Source organism: Planctopirus limnophila DSM 3776 (assembly GCF_000092105.1).
GTDB classification, from domain to species: Bacteria; Planctomycetota; Planctomycetia; order Planctomycetales; family Planctomycetaceae; genus Planctopirus; species Planctopirus limnophila.
This window is the reverse complement of sequence record NC_014148.1, coordinates 2098744-2123332: the sequence shown is the minus strand read 5'-3', so window position 1 is coordinate 2123332 and position 24589 is coordinate 2098744. Positions and strand designations below refer to the sequence as shown.

Sequence of the window (24589 nt, the reverse complement as noted above, 5' to 3'; positions counted from 1 at the left end):
TTCTCGTTGATCGGTTGGCATGGTGACGAAGTCAGACCGCCTTAAGCGGGATGCTTCGATAAGAAGATCAATCCGTCATTTCATCATTTTTCGTCCGATCCCAGTTCTTTCGTGAAAGTTCTGGATCAAATTCCGGTACATGACTAAGCTGTGATGCAGGAATTGCATTGGTTTTCACTGAGGATTGATTCTTCTCTGAAAATCGGCTTGATTGATCACCTCGTTAAATGTGGAGTTTCCGAATGAAGAAGTTGTTTGCGTCTTTGGCTGTTCTGGCTGCTGTTGCGACAGGTGTTGTGGTTTCAACGGCTGCTGAAATTGAATCCGGACTTTCCGCAGGCCAGCGAGTTCCTGCGTTTTATGTGCATGATGTTACCGGCCCTCAGAAGGGTGAAGACCTCTGCTATCGCTGCCGCTTTGGCAATCAGCCTGTGGTCTCTATTTTCACCAAGGACGTTGATGAAAACGTCGCCAAGCTGACCAAGGCGCTGGATGGTGTGGTCTCTGCCAACCGCGACGCCAAGATGGCTGGCTTCCTGGTGCTGACCAGCGACTCGCCCAGCTCTGCGGAAGCAAAGCTGTCCGAAGTGGCGACCAAGCATTCCATCAAGCAGATTCCATTGACCACATTTGAGGGCGCCGCTGGTCCCAAGAGCTACAAGCTCAATCCACAGGCCGAAGTTACTGTCATGATGTGGGTCGAAGGCAAAGTGAAGGTCAACAAGGGCTTCGCCGCCAAGGATCTCACTGAGGAAACGATTGCTGCCATCTCCAAAGATGCTTCCAAAATTCTTGAGTAGTCCATATCGGGGAAGATTGGCCTGGTAATCGCCAGGTATCTTTTCCTTCATGACTGGCAACTCATTGAGAACCCTTTGCAGATATTTGTCTGCACAGGGTTCTTTGCTTTTTGGTTGTTTGAATTGATCGGACTTTCTTCCCGCTCAAAAGATGGCATAATCCTTTTCTCAACTCAGACTGAAGTGACATCAGGAAAGAGATCATGACGACTTCAACTCGCAGAGAATGGCTCGGTCAGACATCAGACTGTCTCGCAGCAATCGCGGCTGGTGCTGCTTTAGCGGGAACTGCAGCCATCAATACCAGCGCTGCCTCTGCCCAGGAATCAACGAGCCCGGCACTGAAGGGGAACATTCGCCATTCGCTGGTTCACTGGTGCTATAAAGACTATTGGAAGGACATTCACGAGTTTTGTCGTCAGGCGAAAAAACTGGGTGCCCAGAGTGTGGAACTGGTGGATCCTGTGCACTGGCCTGTTCTCAAAGAACACGGATTAAGCTGCGCGATTGCTTCGAGCCATGGTTTTGTCAAAGGGGTCAACGATCCTGCCAATCATGAAGAATGTCTGACAGTTCTGAGAAAGAAAATTGATCAAGCGGCGGACTTTGGCTGCCCCAGTGTGATCACATTCACCGGGATGAGAGCGAACTCGAAGGGAGTCATCATTCCTGATGACGTGGGTATGGCGAATTGCGTTAAGGCTTACAAGCAGATCGCCGGTTATGCCGAAGAGAAACAGGTCACGCTTTGCCTCGAGCATCTGAATAGCCGGGTATCGACCCATCCGATGAAAGGACATCCCGGATATCAGGGGGATCATGTCGATTACTGCGTCGAGATTCTCAAACAGGTCGGTTCGCCGCGAGTGAAGCTGTTATTTGATATTTACCATGTTCAAATCATGGATGGTGATTTGATCTCGAGGATTCATCAGCACAAAGATTGGCTGGGCCATATTCACACGGCCGGTAATCCAGGTCGCGGTGAACTGCATGTGAATCAGGAAGTCAATTACCCTGCCGTCATGCAGGCCTTGCTGGATGTGGGCTACCAGGGCTATGTGGGGCACGAATTCATTCCCACCATGGATCCAGCGATTGGACTAAAAGAAGCCATTCACCTGTGCGATGTCTGATCTTTGATCCACGTTCAGAGAGATTGCCACGCGGAAAGCACAACCAAAAGTGAGTGCCCTCAGGTTCGATTCCCCATGAATCGCGTTTACTCGTCATCGCTGTCGTCGTAGCCACCATGCTTCTGGCGTTTTTTCATGTCGCGGCGTTGTTTCTTGGACAGCCCTTTGAGGGATTTGTGCCCTTCATCAACCCTCATATAATCCTGGTCAGCAGACTCTTCCCCAGAGTCTGCTGAATCAGTTGCTTCATCACTGACATCAGATTCTTCCTCAACCTGTTTTCGAGAGGAACTGGCTGACTGATGGTGACGTGTTGAGCGATCTTTTCCTGAAGAGGACGAATTCGATGCGTTGGCATGATCGGGACGCGTCAATTCTTCGAGACGATCCCAATCTTCTTCATCCATCGCACGCTGGATCTCCGCATCTCGGTCGAGTGGTTCTTCCCCGGATTCGTCAGTCGATTGATCGCCTGATTCGTAGCTCTCTTCGTCATAAGTGGCTTCGCTCAATTCGCTGTCATCAGCCACTTCACTTTGAACGACTGTCCTGGCACGCGTTGTCCGTTTTTTCGTCGCTTTCTTGCGGGTGGTCTTTTTGGGAGCATCTTCAGACGCAGCCGCTTTCTTGCGAACACGGGTTGGCTTTGCTGGAGCCGCAGGGCGTTTCACTCCCCACCAGCGGAAAAGCTTCATTCCGCTGAGAACTCGTGTAATCCGGTTCGCTCGACGCTCTTGAGAAGCTGGAGGATCCGCCGAGAAGTAGACGACCTGCCTGAGATGCAGCCAGGCAGTCACCAACACAGCACCTGCTGTCCACAGCCGAAGAATTGCCAGAGACAGTTCGGCATTGGCATTGACCTGCCCGTTCAGGCTCGCCGAGCGATCCATCGCCAGTCGCATACAGACGCAGATCATCATCAGAGCGGCTGTGACTCGGAGACTCCAGAGAGAGAGCCGGCTGGATCGCATGTCACGATCGAGATTGCGCACCAGGAGTGTGCCTGTGAAGAACGCAGCTGAAGTCCAAAGAACGTTGACGGGGTTCCAGAACTTCCATTGAGTGGTCTGCAGGATCATCTCGGCAATAGCGCTATGAAGATCGAGCAATCTGCACAGTGAAACGGTCAGTGACAAGACGCCGGCCCAATACCAGACCCGGTACCGTCCTTTGAAATCGAGCGAACTGCGAGATCGGCACCAGCCAATCAGGAAAAAGATCTGACCAGCGGCCAGCCATCCTGCAGATTCGAGCACAATCGAAAACACAGCGTCGCTTGAGCTGAATAGTCGCTGTGTGATTGGGGCAAAGAAAACTGGCAACGAGGTGTGGGCTATCAACAGCCAACTGGCAAAAGCGACTGATAAAGTCGCCAGAGAAATCGTCAACCAGACAACCCAGAGACGCACTGGCAGGCCAGGAATCAGCTTAAGCGATCTTCCGGCCATTGTTTTCTGGAGCAGATCGGCCAGTGGAATCGACTCACCATTTTCTGGTGATCTCTCCGTACCGTGATCGTGGCCGACAGCCATTCGCCGGCGGCGTCGATCACCTGCGGAGCGTGCACCGGCAAACGACATGGATCAATCGCGTCGTGAAAGGGCTGAGGCGGCCATAATCTCACACGAAGGTGCTCCATCACACTCTCGGAAGACAGATCCCTATCCCTCAGTAATCATGACATCGGAACGGACGAGCGATGACTTACAACCTTTCCTCACTTCACCGCGAGCCCGCTACAAATTACCCAAAGTGACATGGTCACTTTCGCTGGAATTTTCACGCTTGAACATCGGCCGAAAAGTTTTGCCGAGTATTGTCGGCGGATTGTGCCGGTGGTGTTCCGGGTGGTATGAACTGATTAAGGCTGCAGGGCGGGAAATCCCAGTTGCTTCCCGTAGGCCGAAACAAGTTGTGCCGGAGTGATGCCGTAGGTGAGTTCGAGAGCCTGTTGCCAGGTAAAGCCTTCTTTGACAGCCGTGATTAACCCGCGATATGCATTGGCATCGGTCGTGACGAGAAACTGTGTCATGGTGGCTGCGACGCCGTACTGCCAGCCATCAATCCGGCCATTGGAGCTGAGCAGTCCATCCAGAGTTCCAGTGGCTTTGATTTGAGGGATCGCTCCATTCATGCGATTGGCAATATGATCGCTTTGTGGAACGACGACAGCCGCCACCCAATCGGCAATCCCTTCGTTCATCCAGGGAGGAATGCGGCTCGTTGAGCGAATTCGATGGAGAAAACCGTGTGAGGTTTCATGCACTAAAACGGCAGCAAAGAAGACGGGGTCATCACCACGACCGCAGACTGTTAATACTCGCCCATCACTCCACTGGTGAGACAGCCCAGCGATTCCTTGAGTCTCTGGATTATCCAGATGACGGGCTTCAAATGTCCGAAAGTCGTTTGACGAGGCAAAGACGATCACCGGGCATTTTCCCAGCCAGATGTTTGTCCCTTGTGGCACACTGAAGAGGACACAAAGCTGGTCGTACATTTTGTCGAGATTGGCAATATATGCAGCCACATGGGCTGGGGGCATATCGGTAAAAAACACGAAGTACTGAGTTTCCACCTTATGGAAGCGGCTTTGCGGATTATCAGACTGTGCTTTCTTCATCAGATCGTCATAGAAGGCATTCGCCTTCTCGACCGCTTCACTGGAAGGTTCCTTCCATAAACGATGTCCCGAGCTTTTCAATCGTTCGGCGGCGATGTCATCGCGTCGCTTCAGATCAATCAGCAGGTAACCTTTGCTTTGTGGATCGATCACGACATCGTAAGCGTTGTCTTCCATTCGAAATTGCTGCATGGCCACGGGTGCGATTTTGGGAGGAACACCCTTCGATGGTTTGAACGTAATCTGTTTGAAAGTATCTGGTTTGGTGCCATTCTGAACCTGGGCAATCTCGAGATTCTCGTAGACTTTGCCATTACTCATCTGAAGGGTGACGATCGCCCCGGGTTTGAGTGGATATTCGGTGCGATCCATTTTGACGACGTAATCAAGCTCCAGTTTCATGATAGCTCTGGCAACTGGCTTGGCGGCGGATACCTTTTGGGGAGCCGCCATGACCGCTTGAAGAACACTCAATGAGGCCAAGACCGCCACCACCAGTCCCACCCAGACGGTGACAGTTTGATGGAGCCGAAAATTCTGTAGACCAGCCCGGTTTTGAGAATCAGCGTTAAGCATGCTTGAAATTCCAGAACTTTTTTAAGTGCATTGGCCAGGAGCGGCTTAACTGGTTTTGAACTGCAACATCAAATCTTGAAGAAATCGAACTTGGTGTAACGGCGACGGTTGAACTTGAGTCATCGTATTCAAATTGAAACTGTTGGACAAAATTCTGCTCATGAACGGCGAGCCTCGAAGTGACGCTCGGATACATCGCAAGGATGATCAGGAGATGGTATCCTATCACAAGAGACGACATGCCTGAAAAATGCTTCGTGTGAGGAAAATCCGTCACTCATGGCCAAGGAAATCAAGCCTGCAGAAACGAGTGAAGTCCGTGTCCGCGTGCTGATTGTGGACAACGACGAAGCCCATGCACAAGCCGTGGCTGACAGTCTGACGCGTGTGGGTTACGACTGCACAGTCGCTTCGGCCGGAGCAGAATCCGGAAAAAAGGCACTCGACCTGATTGAGGTTGAGAACTTTGATGTAATCATCACTGAACTGATGATGGACGAAGTGGATGGCCTGGAGATTCTGCGCAGGTCAAAGGCTGAACTGCCGGATGCCGAAGTCATTTTGCTGACCGGACATGCCTCGATCAAATCGGCACTGACAGCGGGACAGCACGGGGCACATACTTATCTCACAAAACCGCTTGATATCAGTGAGTTGAGGCAAGCGGTGGACCGTGCCAGTTCGCGGATTCGACTGCTGAGAAAGACATTTGAACTCAGCCGGCGACTCGATGAAAAGTTTGGCTTTGAAGGGGTGATTGGCAACAGTCCTTCGATGCACCGGCTGATCGAAAAGTTGAGGAGCGTGGCGCCGACTGATAGTACCGTCCTGATTCAGGGAGAAAGCGGGACTGGCAAAGAACTCGTGGCGCGGGCGATCCATCAGAACAGCGAACGCAAGAATAAGCCTTTTGTTCCGCTCAATATCTCGGCACTGCCGGAGAGTATTCTCGAGAGCGAACTGTTTGGTCACGAAGCCGGAGCATTCACCGGTGCGGCGACGAAACGAATCGGGAAATTCGAGTATGCCAACGGTGGCACATTATTTCTGGATGAAGTGGGCGAAATGCCCATGGCCACACAAATCAAATTGCTGCGAGTCCTCGAAGAGCGTCGCATTACCAGGCTGGGTGCGAACGACGAGATTCCGATCAACGTCCGGCTCGTGGCTGCGACCAATGCTGATCTGCAGGACATGATCAAGAAGGGAACATTCCGTAAAGATCTTTACTTCCGGCTTTCAGTCGTCACGATTGTCTTGCCACCACTCAGTGATCGACGAGCAGACATCCCGTTCCTGATTGATCATTTTCTCAAGCAGTTTGCCGAGCGCCAAAAGAGGCCGATTCCCACCGTTACCCGTCAGGTTCAACAGGCATTGATGGCTTACGCATGGCCAGGGAATATTCGTGAGCTGCGCAATGTGGTGGAAGGGATGATGGTGCTCGACATCGATGGCAAACTGGATGTGGATGATCTTCCGGAAGGGATTGGTGCTGGCCATCATGAACACAGCGAAGTTGATCTCATTCAGAATCCCGCCGGGAATGATGGACTCATCGGGCGTTCGTTGAACGATGTCGAAAAGTATTACATTGCCCGGGCGCTGGAATTGACCGGTGGAAAGCGCGACGAGGCGGCCAATCTATTGGGAATTGGCGAACGCACGCTCTATCGCAAGATTCGCGAGTATGAGCTGTAATCTATCGTGAGTCAGTATTCTTCCGACGGCCTGAGGACGGATGTCCTGGGGAGTCTGTTCTGAAAGTTGTTGATCGAGATCGATTTTGTGAGTTGTGAGACCAGAGTGACCAACATCCCGAATTCCAGTTCGACGGCCAGCCAGTTACCCGGCGATTTTTTTTCTGACGATGAAATCCATCAGTTCCGTGAGCGAGGGTACGTCGTTGTCCGGGGATTGGGGACATCAGAGAGTCGTCAGCGGATGATGGAAGTCGTTCGCCGGGGGCTGGATGAACACATTGCTCCCGTCGAATACGAAGCCGAGTTGCAATACCCAGGGTCGCCGGCATCGTTTGAAGCAGAAGGTGGACGGACAATCCGTCGACTGAAGCAGGCCTTGACGCGGGATTATGTCTTTAGTGAATGGTTGGGGCAGCCGAAGCTGGTGCGGCGTTTGCAACAGATTCTGGGGCCGCGTGTGATCTGTCCTTTGGCCCATCACAATTGCATTATGACCAAGCAGCCTGCCTACAGCAGCGAGACAGGTTGGCATCAGGACATTCGTTACTGGAGCTACACCAAGCCCGATCTGGTGAATGTGTGGCTGGCACTGGGCAACGAAACGCGCGCGAATGGCTGCCTGCAGGTGATTCCAGGTTCCCATCGAGAGAAATTGAGCCGCGAACGACTGGATGACGCGTTGTTTTTCCGGACCGATTTACCGGAGAATCAAGAGTGGATTGCCCGTCGGGAATTCGTTGAGCTAGAACCCGGCGATGTACTGTTTTTCCACTGCCTGGCTTTGCATGCGGCTGATCGAAACACCACAAACGATACGAAATACTCGGTCGTGTTCACGTTTCGTGGTGGAGACAATCTGCCGGTTGCAGGAAGCCGGTCAGCCTCCATGCCCGAACTGCTGCTGACCCCTTCGATGACCAGTTAGCGCCTGGGAAGAGACAACGACTCAGGCAGCCGATGAGTCTGTTTGGCTTAACTTTGTCTGGCTAAACCCTGTCTGGCTCAATTCCGTCGAGAGTTGAGTCGAGACCTTAAGTTTGGCGCAACGCTCACCGCGGGCGTTGTAAAGATAAAGATCGTTTTTGTCTGCCGCCCAGACAGCGTTGAGGCGAACACTCCGCGGGCCCTGAAGCATAAACTGTAAGCCGCAGAGTTCTCCCTGGCGAAGAATACGGGATTCGGTCAGTTGAAACTGCTCTGCCAGCAGATTTTCGAAGCGACAGAGTTCCTGATGCACAAAGTCTCGAAGATCGTTGAGTGATCGAACAGACGAGATATCACGCACGTTGCTGCTTTCATCTTCAGGCAGTTAAGAGCACCCCTGCTCTGGTTGACCTGTCCATGACTTCCTGCGCCCACCGTGACGTCACTGGTCATCGGATCGGCATCGCGAAAACGATATGGTGAAGTCTCAGAACAGTGCAATCGATGCAATTGCCACTCTGATGAAAACCGGCAATTCCGTGCGTGTACATGAAAACACCAGCGGAGATCCGCTGGTGTTTTCTGCAGGTTGAACGACTCACTTTGAGATGCAACGGCAATTAGATGCCATTGGCTGGTTGAGTTGCGGAGGCCGGTGCCGGAGTACTGGCCATTTCGATGTCGGGTCTGACAGATTCTGACAGGCGGCCAGTAAATGTGTTGGCTGGCTGCATGCCGATAATGCGGTCTTCGATGGTGAGATCTGGAGCGACCACCAGGCAGGTGGGCAATCCAGTGACACGGAAGGACTGGACGAGTTCGCGATGAGCATCCGCATCCAGTTGCACCGCGATGAAATTTTCATTCACCATCTGCTGCACCTGCGGCTGGTTAAGCGTCTGCTGTTCGAGTGTACGACAGGCGAGGCACCATTTGGCCGAGATGTTGATGAGCATAGGCTTGCCTGTGGCTTTGGACTCATCCCAGGCTTTTCGATAGCTGGCTCTCCAGGAAATGCTCTGAGGTGCTGCCGGCACCTGAGGAGTCACGGGAGGGCTGTTTTGTTCGGCGGCAAGTATTAGCCATGTCTGACAGACAACTGCACTCAAAACTGCGAGTACCACGCACATCCTGCGCTCTGCAAAAACCATTCAGATTCACTCCCTAAGGGCATCCGTACCAATTGCTCGAAAACCGCCGTTGTTATCCTTGTCGGAAAAGTCAGCGGAATCGACAAAAGCTTCCTAAACCACCGGGAAAGGGTAAGTGAAATGAATCAGTGACGCCAATGAAATGGCGGAAATTGCCGGAGATTCCGTGAATTCGGGATGACTGGGAAGCTGAGGGGTGATTTATGTCAATGTGGGAGGAGTGAGGTTTGGGAGGGGCTGGAGGAATCGAGGCTTTGGTCAGGATGGGGATGTCAATGACTTCGCCAGCATCTGCAACCCCTCGTCCATCGAGATCCTAGGAAAAAACCCCAAGTCTCGCTGAATTTTCACTGGGGAATACCAATGGCTGGTCGAAAGCTGGCTGGCGACAAAACGGGTCATGGGTGGTTCGGACGTTTTCCCGAGGAGTCGGTAAGTGGTCTCAAACAGTGCCCCCATCGATTTCGCCAGAACGGCCGGGATTTTTTTTGTGACGGGAGCGATCCCACGGCAAGCGAGGATGGCGTTGAGCAACTTCCATAACTCCCACGGTTCCTGATTGGTCACAAAGTAGGCTTGCCCTCCGCCGATACCTCGATCGAGTGCATTCATCGCCAGCAGGTGTGCGTCGGCAGCGTTATCAACGTAGACGGCATCGACCAGGTATTCACGATTTCCGATCCGGCGTAGCTTCCCCTTCTGGCCGCGATCCAGTACTCGTGGAATCAAATGGGGATCTCCGGGCCCCCAGATCAGATGGGGCCTGAGTGCAATCGTCTGCAAACTCTCATGATTGGCATTCAAGACCCGTCGTTCAGCATCGGCCTTCGTGGCCGGGTAATGAGCCATATACGAAGCTGGATAGGGGTAGGATTCATCCACTCCGACCTGATCTTTCCCATCAAAGATCACACTCGGAGAACTGGTGAATACCAACTGGCGGACATGTGCCTGTTTGCAGGTATCGATGACAGCCTGAGTCCCCTGCACATTCGTGCGAAAGTAATCGAGCCACGATCCCCACACGCCGGCTTTGGCTGCCACATGAAAGACGGTTTCACATCCTTCCATGGCTCGTGAAAGGACAGAAAGGTCGGTAATCGAGCCGCGATGGCACTCGATTCCTGCATTCGCAAGCTCAGGGTAATCGCCACGTTGAATCGTGACGACCTGATGTCCCTCAGCTTGCAAACGACGGGCCAGCACGCCCCCCAGAAATCCACCGGCACCCGTCACAAGAACCCGGCGAGGACGAACCGAACCAATCGCATCTGTCATGTATTTTCAATCGGCCACAAAAGAGAGTCAAACAGGGATGAGGAAGATTATCTCAATGCAATCACATGCTGGCTGAGCCGCTCGTAACCTGTCTCGGTGATGAGGTAGTTGTGCTCAATGCGAATCCCACCCACTCCGGGAACGTAGAGTCCAGGTTCGAGAGTGACCACATCACCAGCCAGCAGAGTATCCGTGCTGTCGCGAACCAGCACTGGTGGTTCGGGGTGTGCCAGACCAATTCCATGGCCGGCATGATGTCCGAAACGATCCTTCATGCCGGCTTCAATGATGGGGGCTTCAACGGCAGCGAATACATCCTTGGCAGGTCGACCCGCTTTGAGTGTTTTTTCGCCCGCCTGCTGTGCGGCCATCACGACATCATAGAGCTTCTGCTGTTCTGGAGTTGGTTCGGTCACGCAGATCGTATTGGTAAAGTCGGATCGATAACCATCCAGACAAACCGAATAATCGAGAATGTACATATCTCCCGATTGGAGAGCATAATTTGTGGGCAAGCCCCCCGACTTGGGTGTTTCTTTAGTGGCTGCTCGGAAGTCGCCGTAGACGAGCCCTGTGCGGCCAACAGCCGAAAGTGCTGCCTGCTGTACTCCCAGGTAGATATCGAGTTCAGTTCGTCCTGTCGCCACAAATTCTCTTGCAAAGGCATGGCCAGCATCACCTGCCGCCATACATTGCTTCAGCAAGGCGATTTCGTCCGCATCTTTTTGGCGACGCAGCGATCGGATCGTCGTTCCGAGATCGACAGGGAACTTATCGGGAAGGCCGTCTCCGGCTTCTCGCTTTATCGAGTGAGATTCGTGATCTAACCCCAAGACCTCGAAGGCACCCAGCGGCAGCCATTCGGCTTCGACAGCACCTACGCGACCATACAAACGATCTGCGATCTGCCTAGCCGCTTCCAGAAGCGCATGATCGCGGTTGATGACGGAATGCTGGTGGTCATACCACTTGATCATCACTTCATCATCGACCACCGGCTCCATGGCTCTCGAACGGAGGGTAAAGTTGTCGCCCAGGAGAGTGGCCTTGCCCGATCGTTCCAGCAGGAGCCAGGCACGTTCACCCGCTGAAAAACTCAACGGGTTCACAAGAAAGTTCGAGAGGTATTGAACATGCCTCGGGTCAGCGATCAGAAGCCATTCAAACCGCGAAGGGATTGTATTCCAAAGCCGTTGTCTTCGCCCGAGAACGCCATCTTTGGTCAGCATATTCATTTCCTGCAGGGGATATCCCAGTCAAAAACCGACCGGGGTTTTATTCTGAGATTTTGGAAAGCATCTTCAAACGTGGCTGGGCAAGTGCTAGTGAATTCCCTGACTGGCCAGCCAGCGTTCGGCATCGAGTGCCGACATACAACCCGTGCCGGCTGAGGTGATCGCCTGGCGATAGTAGCTGTCGGCGACATCACCAGCGGCAAACACACCTTCGACGGAAGTTTCTGTGCGGAACGGCGTCTTATAGACAACGTAACCTTTGTCGTCCGTTTCAATCTGCCCTGCAAGAAAATCGGTATTTGGTGTATGGCCGATGGCGCAGAACATCCCCGCTGCCTCGAGTGTTCGCTCGGAATCATCTTTGAGACTCTTCAGCCGCACACCAGTGACACCGTGCTGGTCATCCCCCAGAACCTCGGTGACGGCAGAGCTCCATTCGACCTGAATTTTAGGATTGTCCAGCACACGGGCCGCCATGATTTTGCTGGCGCGGAATTCATCGCGACGATGAACGAGATGAACCTTGGAAGCAAACTTGGAGAGGTAAGTTGCTTCTTCCATGGCACTGTCACCACCACCGACGACCACCAGTGGCTTATTGCGGAAGCGAGGTAACGCTCCATCGCAAACCGCACAGGCCGAGACACCATAGTTTTTAAATCGATCTTCGCTGGGCAGACCCAGATAATTGGCACGGGCTCCCGTCGCAATGATCAGCGAATGAGCTTCAACAACGGTGTCGTCAGAAGTTTTCAGCACAAAAGGCCGCTGGGAAAGATCGGCGGAAACGATATCTGCAGTGATAATCCTGGTTCCAAAGTTCACTGCCTGGGCACGCATCAGTTCCATCAGTTCCGGCCCGGTCACTCCATGGCCTGAGTGTGGTGCCATGTACTGCCGACGTTCTTTGGGAAGTGCCGTCTCCAGAAATTGTGTGAGATTGGCTGCCGGAAAGCCGGCGTAGTTTTCAACTTCGGTTGTGAGAGCGAGTTGACCCAGTGGCAGAGTCCCACGAATGCGGTTCTCTTCGGAGATGGCGCCTTCAAAAACCAGGGGTTCGAGACTAGCGCGAGCCGCATAAATTGCTGCTGACCATCCTGCCGGGCCGGAACCGATGATGACAACTCGTTCTGTCACAGCGCTACTCCACAGATCTCTTCGTCGAACTTCGTGTCAAAAGACCATCTCTAATAAGGGAACAATACAGGTGGCTGACTGTTCCATCAATCCACGGGAGTGAAATGCCCGGGAGTGATCTCGGAGCTGAGTTGGCTGGAGAACTTTTGCGGTAGGATCGGGATTCGCAGCAGGTCCAGCACTGATAGCCGTCAACTGAGAAGGGCGTCGTGCAAGCATGCTGCCCTCAGTCTTCCCGTTTCGGAATCATGCAAGCAGTTCAGTCTGGAAGGTATCAGTGTTGAGCGATGATGGCTTTGGTGAGTTGGCGTGGGCGAGCATTGGGCTGACATGAGGAGAGAAGTGAGAAATCGTGCGGGGTAGAAAGCAGAAAGGGTGACCCACTCTGAGAGAGCAGGTCACCCTTTCATAAGTAACGACAAGTGCGGGCCAACGCCTGTCGCGACTCATGCTACGCTACAATGGCACGTTCTATGCCAATTCTGAGTTTCTCAGATTGGACCGAGTTCTAGCGCTTTCGAATGCAGGAATTGTGAGATCACCCACCAGTTAACCAGTCGGTGATCGATTATCGCACAGGTGGTTGTTGCAAAATGATGCAGCAAAAATAAACACTTGGCGTTGGTCGATGTGCTAGAATATCACATGAAAAGTGTTCTTAAGAACACTTTTCTTTCGGTTTATCACATATTTTGATCGTCTGTGCATTGGTGGGTGTGGTCACTTCCTCATGTGCGGCACATTGTCGTTCATGTGATGACTTGAGGTGATGCACCACGTGTTTTGGGATTGCCGAGCCGCTGATCGCGGCGTGTCTGGCGACATTTTCAGAGTTTAAGTCTGAACTTCAGTCTGCCAAAGTTGTCTCGCTGGGGATGGTTGGCCATCATCGACGGCAGCTCTCTATGCTCTGTTCACCCATGAGATTCAAATTTTCATCATGTCGCACCATGCCCCACTCCTTCCTCACGGTCAGGCTGAAGGATCATTCACTGGCCCCAGGATGACAGTTCCCCGTTTCCAGGGAGCCAAAGCTCGCGGCGAAAAACTGGCCATGGCGACAGCCTACGACTTCCTCATGGCCAGAGCTTTTGATGAATCGGGCGTCGATTCGGTGCTGGTGGGAGATTCTTTAGGAATGGTGGTGCAAGGTCGCAGTTCAACATTGCCTGTCACGATCGACCAGATGATCTATCATGGTGAAATCGTGGCTCGGGCCTGTCAGCGGGCGTTGGTGATCGTCGATCTGCCATTCATGAGTTATCAGGTGAATGGCGATCAGGCAGTGGCGAATGCCGGTCGCATCCTCAAAGAAACCGGGGCGGCGGCGGTCAAACTGGAAGGTGGTGCCTTGCAGGCCGAAACGATTCGCCGGATTGCTGATTCCGATATCCCCGTGATGGCCCATGTGGGGTTAAGACCACAGGCAATGCACAAATTGGGCGGATTGGGCCGGATTCAACGCAATGCCGACGTGATTCTGGCTGATGCGAAAGCCGCCGAGGAGGCTGGTGCTTTTGGCATTGTCCTCGAACTGATTCCTTCGGAGATTGCCGAACTGGTGACCAAATCTTTGCGAATTCCGACCATTGGCATTGGTGCTGGCCCACATTGTGATGGACAGGTTCTCGTGGGGCCCGATTTACTGGGGATCACGCCAGGTTTCTCACCCAGGTTTCTGAAGCGGTTTGCTGAGATCGACTCGCAGATTCGCAGTGCTGCCCGCGCATATGTGCAGGAAGTCCATGCTGGCCAGTTTCCCGGGCCGGAGCATACGCATTCGTAATTATTCTGCCTGAGTCGAGATTTCCTGCTTGACGGGTTGGCGGCTAAGTCGCTCAGTTGCGACACAGAACATGTCCCAAAGTGCCACCAGGGCGACCTTCCAGTTGATTTTTGACTGGCCGTGCTGACGGTCTTCAAAGAGGATGGGGACTTCGACCACGCGAGCACCAGCGCGAACCAGCCGGAAGAGGATCTCTTCCTGGAAGGCGTAGCCTCGGGAACGGACTTGATCAAGAGGCACTTGCCGCAATGTCTCCAGCCGGTAGCAGCGGTAGGCACCACTGGTGTCTCGAGCCTTGATGCCCAGCAGTGTCCGCGAATAAAGATTCACCAGAAAGCTCATCAGCCGGCGACTCCGGGGCCAGCCCTGGACTCCACCACCCGGCACATAGCGGGAACCGATCACCACATCGGCGGTTCCCATCGCGGTAATCAACGATGGCAAATAGCGCGGGTGATGGCTGAAATCTGCATCCATGTTGATGAGATAGTCAAAAGAGCTTTCGCAGGCTTTACGAAAGGAGGCCAGTTGTGCAGCTCCCAGACCTTCTTTATTCAGCCTGAGAAACAACTCGATGTGCTGGTCGGTTTGCGATAAGTCGCGCACGACTTGGGCCGTTCCATCTGGTGAATTGTCATCCACAACCATGATGTGTGCGGCAGGCAGGACTTCCCGGATCATGGGGAGCAGCCTTTGGATGTTCTCCTTTTCGTTGTAAGTACAGATGGAGATCAGAATCTGTGCGTCGTGCACATTGCTCATGCGTCCCTGTCCAGAATCAGGTGGTGACTCAATAACGCGACATCGATGGAAACATATTCATCTGATGCCCAATGGCGAAAGTTGGACGTAATCTCGCCTGTTGTCGAGCCCCATGCAACTCAATTTGGTGACATCGCTTCGAACGAATTCTGAGAACTGTTTGAATCGACGAAAGTTGACTGTAATCGCCCCTTCAGAGTCTGGGATCATGGATTACGGGCTGGGAGGTGGCAACATGGGACCAGTGCTGCTGACGGGTGGTTTGGGTTTTGTAGGAACTTGCTTTGAAGTTCCGGCTGTCGCTCCGCTCATACCAGGGAGTTGGGGGACGACGACTGGCATATTGCCGGAACTGCCCGCTTCAGGAACCGTCGGTCTGGTGGGTGGTCCGTCCTCAGGAAGAGGTGCGACTGGTGGGGGCGGCAAAGGCGAAGGCTGCATTGGCAGCGAATCCCGGCCTGCTTCCTGAGGGATCGCCGGGACAGGTGGCTGCTGATCAATGACGTTTTTTGATGGTAACGGTGGTAAATCACTCTGAGGGACTGGTTCTGGACGAGCAGGGTCAAACAGCGGTTCCCGAGGCAAGGTTCGCGGTGGAATTGTGGGATTGCTGCGGGCGCCACGTGGTTGAATGACTGTATAGCTCGACGTGGGAGGATTCACAGGGGAGTACCTGGGCTGCGGCTGTGCCACCCCCTGCCCCAAAGACCGCGGGGGCTGGTTCGTTAATGGATCAGACGGGGGTGGATTCAATCCCGAAGGGTTTTGTCCAGGGATGGCAGGAAGTTGATCTTGTACTTCGCCAGGGGCTGGCTGCGCGGCAGCCAACTGACTGGCCAGAAGTGTTTCAAAATGAGGGCCGCGACCAGCCATCTGCAGGCCCGCCGTCAGAACTTCAACTGATCGCGGGTCGCGATCAAAATGCAGCAGCAGCCCCAGCAAAAACAGGCGGTCGGTATCTCGGATGTCACCGCGCACCCAGTCACTGACGCGATGAATCGTATTCAAGCGTGCGAGATCGTGGTCTTCGCCGAAAAGCATCACAAGTGATTCGCCGTCTCGGGCGATTTCCGGATTCAGATACAAAGCCCGTTTGAAGTACGCTACAGCCGACGTGAACTGGCCCATGGCAGCCAGACATAGACCTGTGCGGAAATGGGCTTCACCCCGGTCATCTGCCAGGCTCACTGCTTTGCGGTACTCAGTAAAGGCTTTCGCCCATTGCTGCTGGCGAAACCAGTGATCTCCCAGGCTTTGGGCCTCCAGGCTTTTGATTTTTGAGTCGGGACTGGAAGCTGCGACAGGGCGTTGGGCCGGATCGACCAAAGCGGCATCAATCCCGAATTGATCGACAATCGGGCCGCCGGGAATGTTCCCGGGCTGCATGTTTCCTTGAGGGCCGATGATTCCCGCACCAATGGGTACACCACCATTAATGCCGGGGAGCGGAGCGCCTGGCGAAGGGGAGTTGATAATGCTGCCACCCAAAGGGCCAAGGCCATAGGTCCCCACATACCTGTTCTCGAAGCCGTTGGGCCCCAGCACGGGTGTGTAGACGCTGCCACCAATGGGTGGCCCCCAGCCCGGCCCGGTCTGGGTGACACCCCAGGAATAACCACCAATCGGCCCAGCCATGCCGGGGGCAAAGGCACCCCAGGTTGAGTAATACGGCACTGCGCCGTAATTGCCCCAGCCGCCATAATAAGCGGGGAACAACGGCAGGTTGTAAGTGATCATGCCACCGGAAGTGAATGTGCCACCCACCCAGCCCGGGCCTTGCGTGCTGACCACACCCCAGCCGCCATACGATCGTCCGCGATATCCACCATAGCCAGAATTTCCACCATGGGGTGGATAGTAAGGTTGACCTTGCGGGAACGCGGAACGTGAGGTTCGGGGGGTGGGTTGATGCTGGGCGTCAGCTTCAGTTGGAAGGGAACAGATTCCGCCACCAGTGACGACCAGGCAGATCAAGGTTTTCAACGCGTTCGTTGTGAACTTAGACCAATCGACAGAACACCGGCTGGCTCGATTCATGAAGTGCGGAATGATTGCGACATTACTCAACAGCGCGAGATTGCTCAACAGCGAGACATTGCTCAACAGCCGATAGGAATGGGCACCAATCGTGACCTGCCCTGGATCACTCTGGTCATGGGAAAGAGGCTGCTGTCTGGAAAGCATGGTTCAACCTCGAAAATAAGCCATTGAGACTGCTCTCTGGCGGTAGGTCATCGTGCCAGAACCTGCTCAGAACTTTCAGGTAGTTCAGGGGACAGTGAGGTTCTAGCGTGAATAAAGTATCGCACCCCGCTGATGAACTGTAAAGATGCTGCTGAAAAGTTCAGCTCGATCGACATTCGTGATGAGTGTCGCCATCTGCAAGGCAGCTTCCGGGAAGAAGAAGTTATCTCACGGATCGTAAAGTGAACGGGAAGATGTTATTGGTCACCGACCGTTGATATGATCGGTCGAACTCAGGCCTAAGGGAGACCGGAGAGCTTTGCCAACATTTTCAATCGATCACTTCTAAAGACGAGGCAGCAGATGCAAATGGATCAATCTCTCAATAAAACTCGGGGCTTCTTGGCAATTGCGATGCTGGCCTGTGGTGTCATGGCGTTATCGCTCGGGAATGTCGCTGATGCGCAAGAAGAACAGCCTGTTGCCGCCAAAGCTGGCGAAACGGTGTCACCGATTCGTGCTCTGCTGATTTCAGGTGGGTGCTGCCACGATTATCCAAGGCAGGGAATCATCATCTCGAAAGGGTTGGCACAGCGGGCGCGGATTCAGGTCGATGTGGTTGAAGAAGGCGATGGCAAAAAGGACCATCAAGTATCGAAATACAACGAGGCGAACTGGGCCGATGGTTACGACGTGATCATCCACAACGAATGCTTCGGCGACGTTAAGGACGAAGCCTTTATTCGCAAGATCTTGAAGGCGCACATGGAAGGGAAGCCGGCAATTTTCATTCATTGCTCGATGCACAGTTATCGCAATGCGGGTGATATTGCCGATGGCTGGCGGGAACTGATTGGCGTCACCTCACGCTGGCACGAAAAGGCACGGCCAATAAATGTCGTCAACGCCATGCCCCAGCACCCTGTTATGCAGGGCTTTCCCGAAAAGTGGATTACGCCGACCGATGAATTGTATGTCATTGAAAAGGTTTGGCCGAACTGCACTCCGCTCGCGACCGCGTTCGGACCTCAAACCAAGACCGAGCATCCTGTGATCTGGTTGAACACATTGGGAAAAACCAAGGTGTTTGGCACCACTTTGGGGCATCCCAATGAGACGATGCTGAGCGAGGAGTGGTTGGGAGTCGTCACCCGGGGCGTGCTCTGGACAGTCGACAAACTGCAGGAAAATGGCCAGCCAGTGCCAGGCTACGAAGGGAGCGGCATCACACCCATTGAGCTCCCCGGATTAAAGCCAATCCCCGAAAAGTCTTTGCCAGTCTCACGTTAAGTTCGATCAGTTGAAAACACTCAAGGCGTCGCCAGCTCTTGAGTATTTTCACTCAAGACAGCAATTCAGGTGTCAGAATTCTCAATTTGCAAGAGAGTTCTGGCACCTGTGTTTTTTGTAACTACTAATAATCAAACAGTTTGCGCGTGCCTGAATTTTTTGTTGGCAAAGAGACTTGGGATTTGCATGGAGATGTGTTGATGTCTATACTTGATGATCATGTCTTTTCTCTCACATCTTCAGGAAGATTCTATGAAGTCACTTCGCCGCGGATTCACGTTGATTGAACTGTTAGTGGTGATCGCCATCATCGCCATTCTGATCGCATTGCTGTTGCCCGCCGTTCAGCAGGCCCGAGAAGCAGCCCGTCGCACCCAGTGCCGTAACAACCTGAAGCAGTTGGGATTGGCACTGCACAATTATCACGACGTCTACAACATGTTTCCCAAAGGCGCTTACTGGCCTTCGACCGGGAGTGGCTGGCATGGACATTCCTGGGTCGTGTCGATTCTTCCCTATGTGGATCAGACGCCCCTCTTCAACACATGGAACATGAACGTCACCTATGACAACGGGGCCAACGCCACCGCACGTAATTCGAAGATTGCAGCTTTTGTTTGCCCGTCAGACCGTCCCTACGGTGGTGCACAGCCAGGTAATAACTACGCAGGCTGTACAGGTTCCGCTTGGAATAACTGGGGCGGAATGACTGCGACCTCTGTTGGATCCGTTTCCAATGGGATAATCACCCAGGGGCGCGAAATGAACTTCCGGGATATTACGGACGGTTCATCCAATGTGGTCATTCTGGGTGAACTGTTAAAGGGAGATAACAATCAGAACGGAACATCGGATTCCGACATCGTGCGTAATCCGACAAACCCCACGTTCGCTAACAACGATTTTCCCACAGCTGCAGAACTTGCTACCGAAGGGGCGGTACTCAATGGGCTTTCAACAACAGCTGAAGGTTCTTTGAGTGCATGTGGCAGTGATTGGACCTCACCCTATCCTCACCAGACACTCTTTAACACTGCGGCAACCCCCAACTGGAAATTCCGTTCGGCAGCTTATGGTGGTGGCTTTGGATTATGTGCTGACCGATCTTCAATTGCTCCTGCCCGTAGTCGCCATACTGGCGGTGCACATGTTGCCATGGGTGATGGAACCGTTCGCTTCATCAGTGAGAACATTGACACGTTATTATGGCAAAGAGCGGGCGCCCGTGCCGATGGGAATCCATTAGGCGACTTCTAACTCGATCTGTTTACGACCAAACACCACTGCTGGTTCTTCCTGCAGTGGTGTTTTTATTCCGTCCCGACGATTGGGGATACTTTTGAAATCGTTGACTGCAATCACTCCTATTGCTTGAACTCAAGATTTTTTCATCAGCTCGATCTCGATAAAACACTTAGAATTTTGCGGAGCCAACATGATCAGAAGTTATGCAACTTTCGCAGCAATTGTTCTTTCCATAACAGTTGTTTCAGGGTGCAGCTCCGGTGAGCAGAAGTATGCTCCCGCTCAAAAAGTTAAAGAAACAACCTCGTTGGATCGTGTTCGTGAGTGGCTGACGTTCTTCTCGAATTCAGGTCAGACAGATAGTGGTGTCAGCGTGATCCGTGAAGAACTTGGCAAAGTTTCTGTACCCGGCGTCGAGACAGCCGCCTTGCAGGCAGAGTTCGACGCCGCGACCAGTAATCCGAATCCAGCAACCCGCAAGAAGCTCGCAGCAGAACTCCTCAAAAAGCTCCCGAGCCAATGATTGATTTGAGCAGCTGCAGCAATCTGTATTCAGCCTGTTGCGGCATGATTAACTGTGATTGATCATGTGCCGTGTTCAAGCTCCGAAAAGCAGATTTTCAATGAGCAAGCCCTTACGAAAGTAGGGGCTTGCTCATTTCATGCCACATGAAGCGAAGGCGGCATTTTCTCCACTCGCCCTTGAGTTGTGCCTCGTTGACTAAAGAGTGATGCCGATCCTTTTCGTTCGACTCTAGTGAATACCTGACCTCGCAATCTAAGTGGTGTCAATATGCTGTGTTGGTAGTTATACCAGCATGGATGGTGTGTGTACTAAGTCGTTTCTGGGCAATGGGTTAATTCTCGAAAAATCACACATTCTTAAGTATTGATGGGTGTTGATTTGTTGACTCTCTGTGACTAATCTCACCGATGATAGTGTGGGTCAGGACATACATCGGATGTTTGACTCACGGCCTGTCTTTTGCTGATTCCTTTCTGTCTTTCTTGTCTTTTTACTCGTTCTGAGGAGCTTCGCATGAAAACTCATTGTGTGCGTCGTACCGGCTTTACGCTCATTGAGCTGCTGGTGGTGATTGCGATTATCGCCATTCTGATTGCACTGCTATTGCCCGCGGTCCAACAGGCTCGCGAGGCGGCCCGAAGAACCCAGTGCCGCAACAACCTCAAGCAGTTTGGTCTGGCACTCCACAACTTCCACGACACCTACAACGTGTTCCCAACAGGTATGTCGGATGACGATAACCGTAGCTGGGGTTGGGGTGCCGCCATTCTCCCAGAGTTGGATCAGGCTCCGCTCTACAACTTGTTGGTTGCGGATGTGTTGTACTTTCACCGCGTCCCTGTCAATAGTTCGGGTTATCTCAGGCATGCCAATATCGATGGAACACCAGCCAATAACGCCGCGGAAATCAACGGCAATGCCGCTGGTGGTGCTGCCAGAAACACACTGGCTGCTTTCGTGTGTCCCTCTGATGTCCTGCCAGCCAAAGATAATGATGGATATGCCAAGTCCAACTATCTGGGCAACATCGGTGGTGAAATCAGCACCACATGCGCCGATGGTAACTGGCGTGGCAACAGGCAGACGGGCATTTTCCTAATGTCGAACAACAATGACGACACATGGTTCACGAAGATGCGTGATATCACGGATGGAACGTCGAATACGGCGATGCTGGGTGAAGTTTCGATTTCTGCCAACGTCTCACCAACCAATACAGGTAACGGAAATTATCCTCTCTGGGCAGGCGGCAACAACAACGCCGGCTGCAATGGTCGCAGCTCAATTGGTGGACAGCTTCGAATCATGGACAACGTGCTCGATGCCACAACGGGGCAAGGACTTTATCGCATCAATGGCGGTTCAGACCAAGGCTTTGGCAGCCGCCATACCGGTGGTGCCCACTTCCTGATGGGGGATGGGGCCGTCAAATTCCTGAGCGAGAATATCGACCTGACGCTTTATCGCGGCATCGGCTCCAAGAACGGTGGCGAGACCCTGGGCGAGTTCTAATCTGAGCCACCAGTCAGTGCCGTATACTTAGTACAAAGATGTTTGTCTTTTTGCGCCTGTCGCGATATTCGCGGCAGGCGTTTCCTTTACTCCTCCTACACAGCGGAATTGCTCCATGACTCATCTGATTCGTCTCTCCCTCTGCACTCTTGTACTCGGTGGATTTTCAACCACAATGCTCGCCGGATGCGGTGGTGGCGGTACCCCGGTCGCCACCAAAACTGCAGAAGAGTCGGCCAAGATTCAGAAAGAAGCCGAAGAGGCGGCTGCCAAAGCCGCAGCAGCTCATGCAGCCGGCAAGAAGTAAATCTGAAGATCCTCCCGCTCGCGTAAGTCTTTGAGTTCACCAGTAGTGTGCAAAGAGCCGAATTGGCATGACTGCAATCCGGCTAAAAACGCTGGGAGCTTGCTACGAGTTTTTTCTCCTTCTCCCGTTCCGACGGGAGAAGGTCGGGATGAGGGCGAGCTCGGACGTACTTGGCGTGTGATGAACAAGATCATCTGACGCCGTGGGGTCTTCGATTAGGTCTGACGACGAAGACATCATGGGAGGAGCACTGCTGGCAAGCCAGCAGTGGCACACAGTGGGTGAGAAAGACCCGGATCAAATAGCGATAATTCGCTGGTGATTCACATCCCCCAGCTTACGCATTACTCACAAGAGTGTGCTCAGTTCTCGGGATTGGTTCACCGATGATCCCGACCATCTGGTCGTAATCGAGAGCTTCCGCTTTCACCAGTTCCATCGAAAGTTTATCGAGAGCTTCCCGATGATCGACCAGCATTTGTCGGGCTTTATTGGCGGCTTCGACCAGAATTCGCTGTACTTCCTGATCGATCAGATGAGCCGTCGCTTCGCTGTGTTCGCGAGGCTCTGACATTTCCTTCCCCAGGAATGGATGTTCTTCGCCACTCCGGAAGGCGACCGGCCCGATGACCTCGCTCATCCCCCAATGACTGACCATCCGCCGGGTGAGTTGAGTGGCCCGTTTGAGATCATCTTCGGCCCCAGCCGAATACTCGTCGAAGACTAGCTTCTCGGCAGCACGACCACCCAGCATGAAGACGAGTTGGGCATGGATGCGCTTCTCGCCAATGTTGTATCGCTCTTCGTTCGGGAGCAGTTGAGTCACACCCAGAGCGCGCCCACGCGGGATGATCGTCACTTTATGAACCGGATCAAGCTCTGGCTGGAACCATGCCAGTAAGGCGTGGCCAGCCTCGTGGTAAGCCGTCATTTCGCGTTCATGGGGCGATAAGACTTCCTCACGCTTTGCACCCATCAGAACGCGGTCGCGAGCCAGATCAAAGTCGCCTTTTGTAACTTTATCACGCCCATCACGAGCGGCTCCCAAAGCCGCCTCATTCACCAGATTCTTCAGCTCTGCACCCGAGAAACCAATCGTGGAAGAGGCAATCGCAGCCAGGTCGACATCATCGGCTAATGGCACCTTCCGGCAATGAACCTTCAAGATGGCTTCGCGTCCTGTTTTATTGGATCGATCCACCGAAATGTGGCGGTCAAATCGACCAGGACGCAAGAGTGCGGGATCGAGAACATCGGGACGGTTTGTCGCAGCTATCACAATGACAGCTTCGGTCTGATTAAAACCATCCATCTCACTCAGGATCTGATTGAGAGTCTGTTCCCGCTCGTCATGTCCACCACCCAGCCCTGCTCCACGAACTCGACCGACGGCATCAATTTCGTCGATGAACAGTATGCAGGGGCTGTTTTCCTTCGCATTGCGGAAAAGATCACGCACGCGGCTGGCGCCGACACCCACAAACATCTGGATGAACTCAGAGCCGTTGATGGAATAGAAAGGGACACCCGCTTCGCCAGCTGTGGCTCTGGCCAGCAGAGTTTTGCCTGTCCCGGGTGGCCCCATGAGCAGGACACCTTTGGGGATCTGGGCACCCAGTTTTTGAAACTTCTGCGGACTTTTGAGGAACTCGACGATTTCTGCCAGTTCGCCTTTGGCCTGCTCCATCGCCGCGACATCGGCGAAGGTTGTCATCTGTTCGCTGGCTTTGAATTTTTTGGCAGGGCTGCGAATGAAATTGCCCATCATGCCGCCGCCACCCATGGCGTCGGTGTTACGACGCATCATGTAGTAAAAGACACCTAGAATCAGGAGTGGCCCGGAGAGCCACAGGAGCAAGGTCATCCCGAGGCCGGGGTCCTGAGGTTCAGCCGAGATTTTGACCCCTTTCTCGCGCAGTAACCGCAGTAGGTCGTCATCCTGCTTCAACGGGAGAATGGTATTGAAATTGGCAGGAATAATTTTATCAGGATCTTCGGGGTCGACAGTTCCCTTTTCGTTTTTCCATGTTCCCGTGAGGAGTTCGCCGTGATAAGTCACTTTGGCGATTTTGCCCTCTTCGGCCTGCCGCCAGACAAAGATGTAGTCGACGCGCTTTCCTTGATTGGAAGGAGAAGCCTGCCACATCCAGACAAAGCCAATAGTGAGGATGAGAATCAGGATCACCCAGGAGGCGGGAAACGAAGACTTTTTAGGTTCGTCGTCAGTTTCCCGGTTGCTGGGAAGGCGGGGAGCAGGTGGGGGCGGGGAATCCTTCGGCAGCGGTGCCATGAGGCCTCTTTACTACGATCTTGGTGAACTTCCAATGTCCCATATGGTAGGCAGCCATCCAGAGGATGACGACCTATTGCTTCGGCAATAACTGCAATGCCACAAGCATAATACGTCAGACGTA

At 53.2% G+C, this 24589-nt stretch carries 20 protein-coding genes; 10 read left to right on the top strand and 10 right to left on the bottom strand.

The window, feature by feature from the left end:
* Positions 1–242: 242 nt before the first annotated feature.
* The gene (locus tag PLIM_RS08530) at positions 243–800 is read left to right on the top strand and encodes a hypothetical protein (protein WP_013109906.1); all 558 of its coding nucleotides are present in this window, start codon (positions 243–245) and stop codon (positions 798–800) included.
* Between the two features lie 203 nt (positions 801–1003).
* Complete coding sequence (locus PLIM_RS08525) at positions 1004–1936, top strand: TIM barrel protein (RefSeq protein ID WP_013109905.1); 933 nt, start codon at positions 1004–1006, stop codon at positions 1934–1936.
* Between the two features lie 86 nt (positions 1937–2022).
* Here PLIM_RS08525 and PLIM_RS08520 read toward each other — a convergent pair whose 3' ends face one another.
* Entirely contained in the window at positions 2023–3516 is a 1494-nt protein-coding gene (locus tag PLIM_RS08520) for a hypothetical protein (protein WP_013109904.1), read from the bottom strand.
* Positions 3517–3797: 281 nt separating this feature from the next.
* Positions 3798–5135 carry a hypothetical protein gene (locus PLIM_RS08515; RefSeq protein ID WP_013109903.1) on the bottom strand — a complete coding sequence of 446 codons (1338 nt, stop codon included), beginning with the start codon at positions 5133–5135 and terminating at the stop codon, positions 3798–3800.
* A 279-nt stretch (positions 5136–5414) separates the two neighbouring features.
* Here PLIM_RS08515 and PLIM_RS08505 point away from each other — a divergent pair, with 279 nt between their 5' ends.
* A complete protein-coding gene (locus PLIM_RS08505; RefSeq protein ID WP_013109902.1) occupies positions 5415–6836 on the top strand; it encodes a sigma-54-dependent transcriptional regulator in 1422 nt (473 codons plus the stop codon).
* Between the two features lie 105 nt (positions 6837–6941).
* A complete protein-coding gene (locus tag PLIM_RS08500; protein ID WP_013109901.1) occupies positions 6942–7763 on the top strand; it encodes a phytanoyl-CoA dioxygenase family protein in 822 nt (273 codons plus the stop codon).
* Between the two features lie 21 nt (positions 7764–7784).
* Here PLIM_RS08500 and PLIM_RS08495 read toward each other — a convergent pair whose 3' ends face one another.
* From PLIM_RS08495 to PLIM_RS08475, 5 genes are all read right to left on the bottom strand, one after another.
* The gene (locus PLIM_RS08495; RefSeq protein WP_041401426.1) at positions 7785–8123 is read right to left on the bottom strand and encodes a hypothetical protein; all 339 of its coding nucleotides are present in this window, start codon (positions 8121–8123) and stop codon (positions 7785–7787) included.
* Positions 8124–8382: 259 nt separating this feature from the next.
* Positions 8383–8913, bottom strand: a complete 531-nt coding sequence (locus tag PLIM_RS08490; protein WP_013109899.1) for a thioredoxin family protein — start codon at positions 8911–8913, stop codon at positions 8383–8385.
* Positions 8914–9171: 258 nt separating this feature from the next.
* Entirely contained in the window at positions 9172–10191 is a 1020-nt protein-coding gene (locus PLIM_RS08485; RefSeq protein ID WP_013109898.1) for an NAD-dependent epimerase/dehydratase family protein, read from the bottom strand.
* A 47-nt stretch (positions 10192–10238) separates the two neighbouring features.
* Complete coding sequence (locus PLIM_RS08480; RefSeq protein WP_013109897.1) at positions 10239–11420, bottom strand: M24 family metallopeptidase; 1182 nt, start codon at positions 11418–11420, stop codon at positions 10239–10241.
* Positions 11421–11513: 93 nt separating this feature from the next.
* Positions 11514–12563 carry an NAD(P)/FAD-dependent oxidoreductase gene (locus tag PLIM_RS08475; protein ID WP_013109896.1) on the bottom strand — a complete coding sequence of 350 codons (1050 nt, stop codon included), beginning with the start codon at positions 12561–12563 and terminating at the stop codon, positions 11514–11516.
* A gap of 940 nt (positions 12564–13503) precedes the next feature.
* Between PLIM_RS08475 and panB the strand changes: the two genes are divergently transcribed.
* Positions 13504–14349 carry a 3-methyl-2-oxobutanoate hydroxymethyltransferase gene (gene panB, locus PLIM_RS08465; RefSeq protein ID WP_013109894.1) on the top strand — a complete coding sequence of 282 codons (846 nt, stop codon included), beginning with the start codon at positions 13504–13506 and terminating at the stop codon, positions 14347–14349.
* Here the strand turns inward: panB and PLIM_RS08460 are convergent, their stop codons facing one another.
* Together PLIM_RS08460 and PLIM_RS08455 are read right to left on the bottom strand one after the other, a co-directional pair.
* Positions 14350–15111 (bottom strand): polyprenol monophosphomannose synthase, encoded by a 762-nt coding sequence (locus PLIM_RS08460; RefSeq protein WP_013109893.1) that lies wholly within the window; start codon positions 15109–15111, stop codon positions 14350–14352.
* Positions 15112–15324: 213 nt separating this feature from the next.
* Positions 15325–17295, bottom strand: coding sequence for a tetratricopeptide repeat protein (locus PLIM_RS08455; protein ID WP_013109892.1), 1971 nt, complete (start codon positions 17293–17295; stop codon positions 15325–15327).
* Positions 17296–17664: 369 nt separating this feature from the next.
* Between PLIM_RS08455 and PLIM_RS08450 the strand changes: the two genes are divergently transcribed.
* The 5 genes from PLIM_RS08450 to PLIM_RS08430 all read left to right on the top strand — a co-directional run bounded on the left by PLIM_RS08450 (position 17665) and on the right by PLIM_RS08430 (position 22175).
* Positions 17665–18585, top strand: a complete 921-nt coding sequence (locus PLIM_RS08450; protein WP_148227042.1) for a ThuA domain-containing protein — start codon at positions 17665–17667, stop codon at positions 18583–18585.
* A gap of 252 nt (positions 18586–18837) precedes the next feature.
* Positions 18838–19842, top strand: coding sequence for a DUF1559 domain-containing protein (locus PLIM_RS08445; RefSeq protein WP_013109890.1), 1005 nt, complete (start codon positions 18838–18840; stop codon positions 19840–19842).
* Between the two features lie 295 nt (positions 19843–20137).
* A complete protein-coding gene (locus PLIM_RS24120) occupies positions 20138–20353 on the top strand; it encodes a hypothetical protein (RefSeq protein WP_148227041.1) in 216 nt (71 codons plus the stop codon).
* A gap of 516 nt (positions 20354–20869) precedes the next feature.
* Positions 20870–21868, top strand: coding sequence for a DUF1559 domain-containing protein (locus PLIM_RS08435; RefSeq protein ID WP_013109888.1), 999 nt, complete (start codon positions 20870–20872; stop codon positions 21866–21868).
* A 115-nt stretch (positions 21869–21983) separates the two neighbouring features.
* Positions 21984–22175, top strand: coding sequence for a hypothetical protein (locus tag PLIM_RS08430; protein WP_013109887.1), 192 nt, complete (start codon positions 21984–21986; stop codon positions 22173–22175).
* 337 nt (positions 22176–22512) lie between these two features.
* Here the strand turns inward: PLIM_RS08430 and ftsH are convergent, their stop codons facing one another.
* Entirely contained in the window at positions 22513–24465 is a 1953-nt protein-coding gene (ftsH, locus tag PLIM_RS08425) for an ATP-dependent zinc metalloprotease FtsH (RefSeq protein ID WP_013109886.1), read from the bottom strand.
* Positions 24466–24589: the final 124 nt, after the last annotated feature.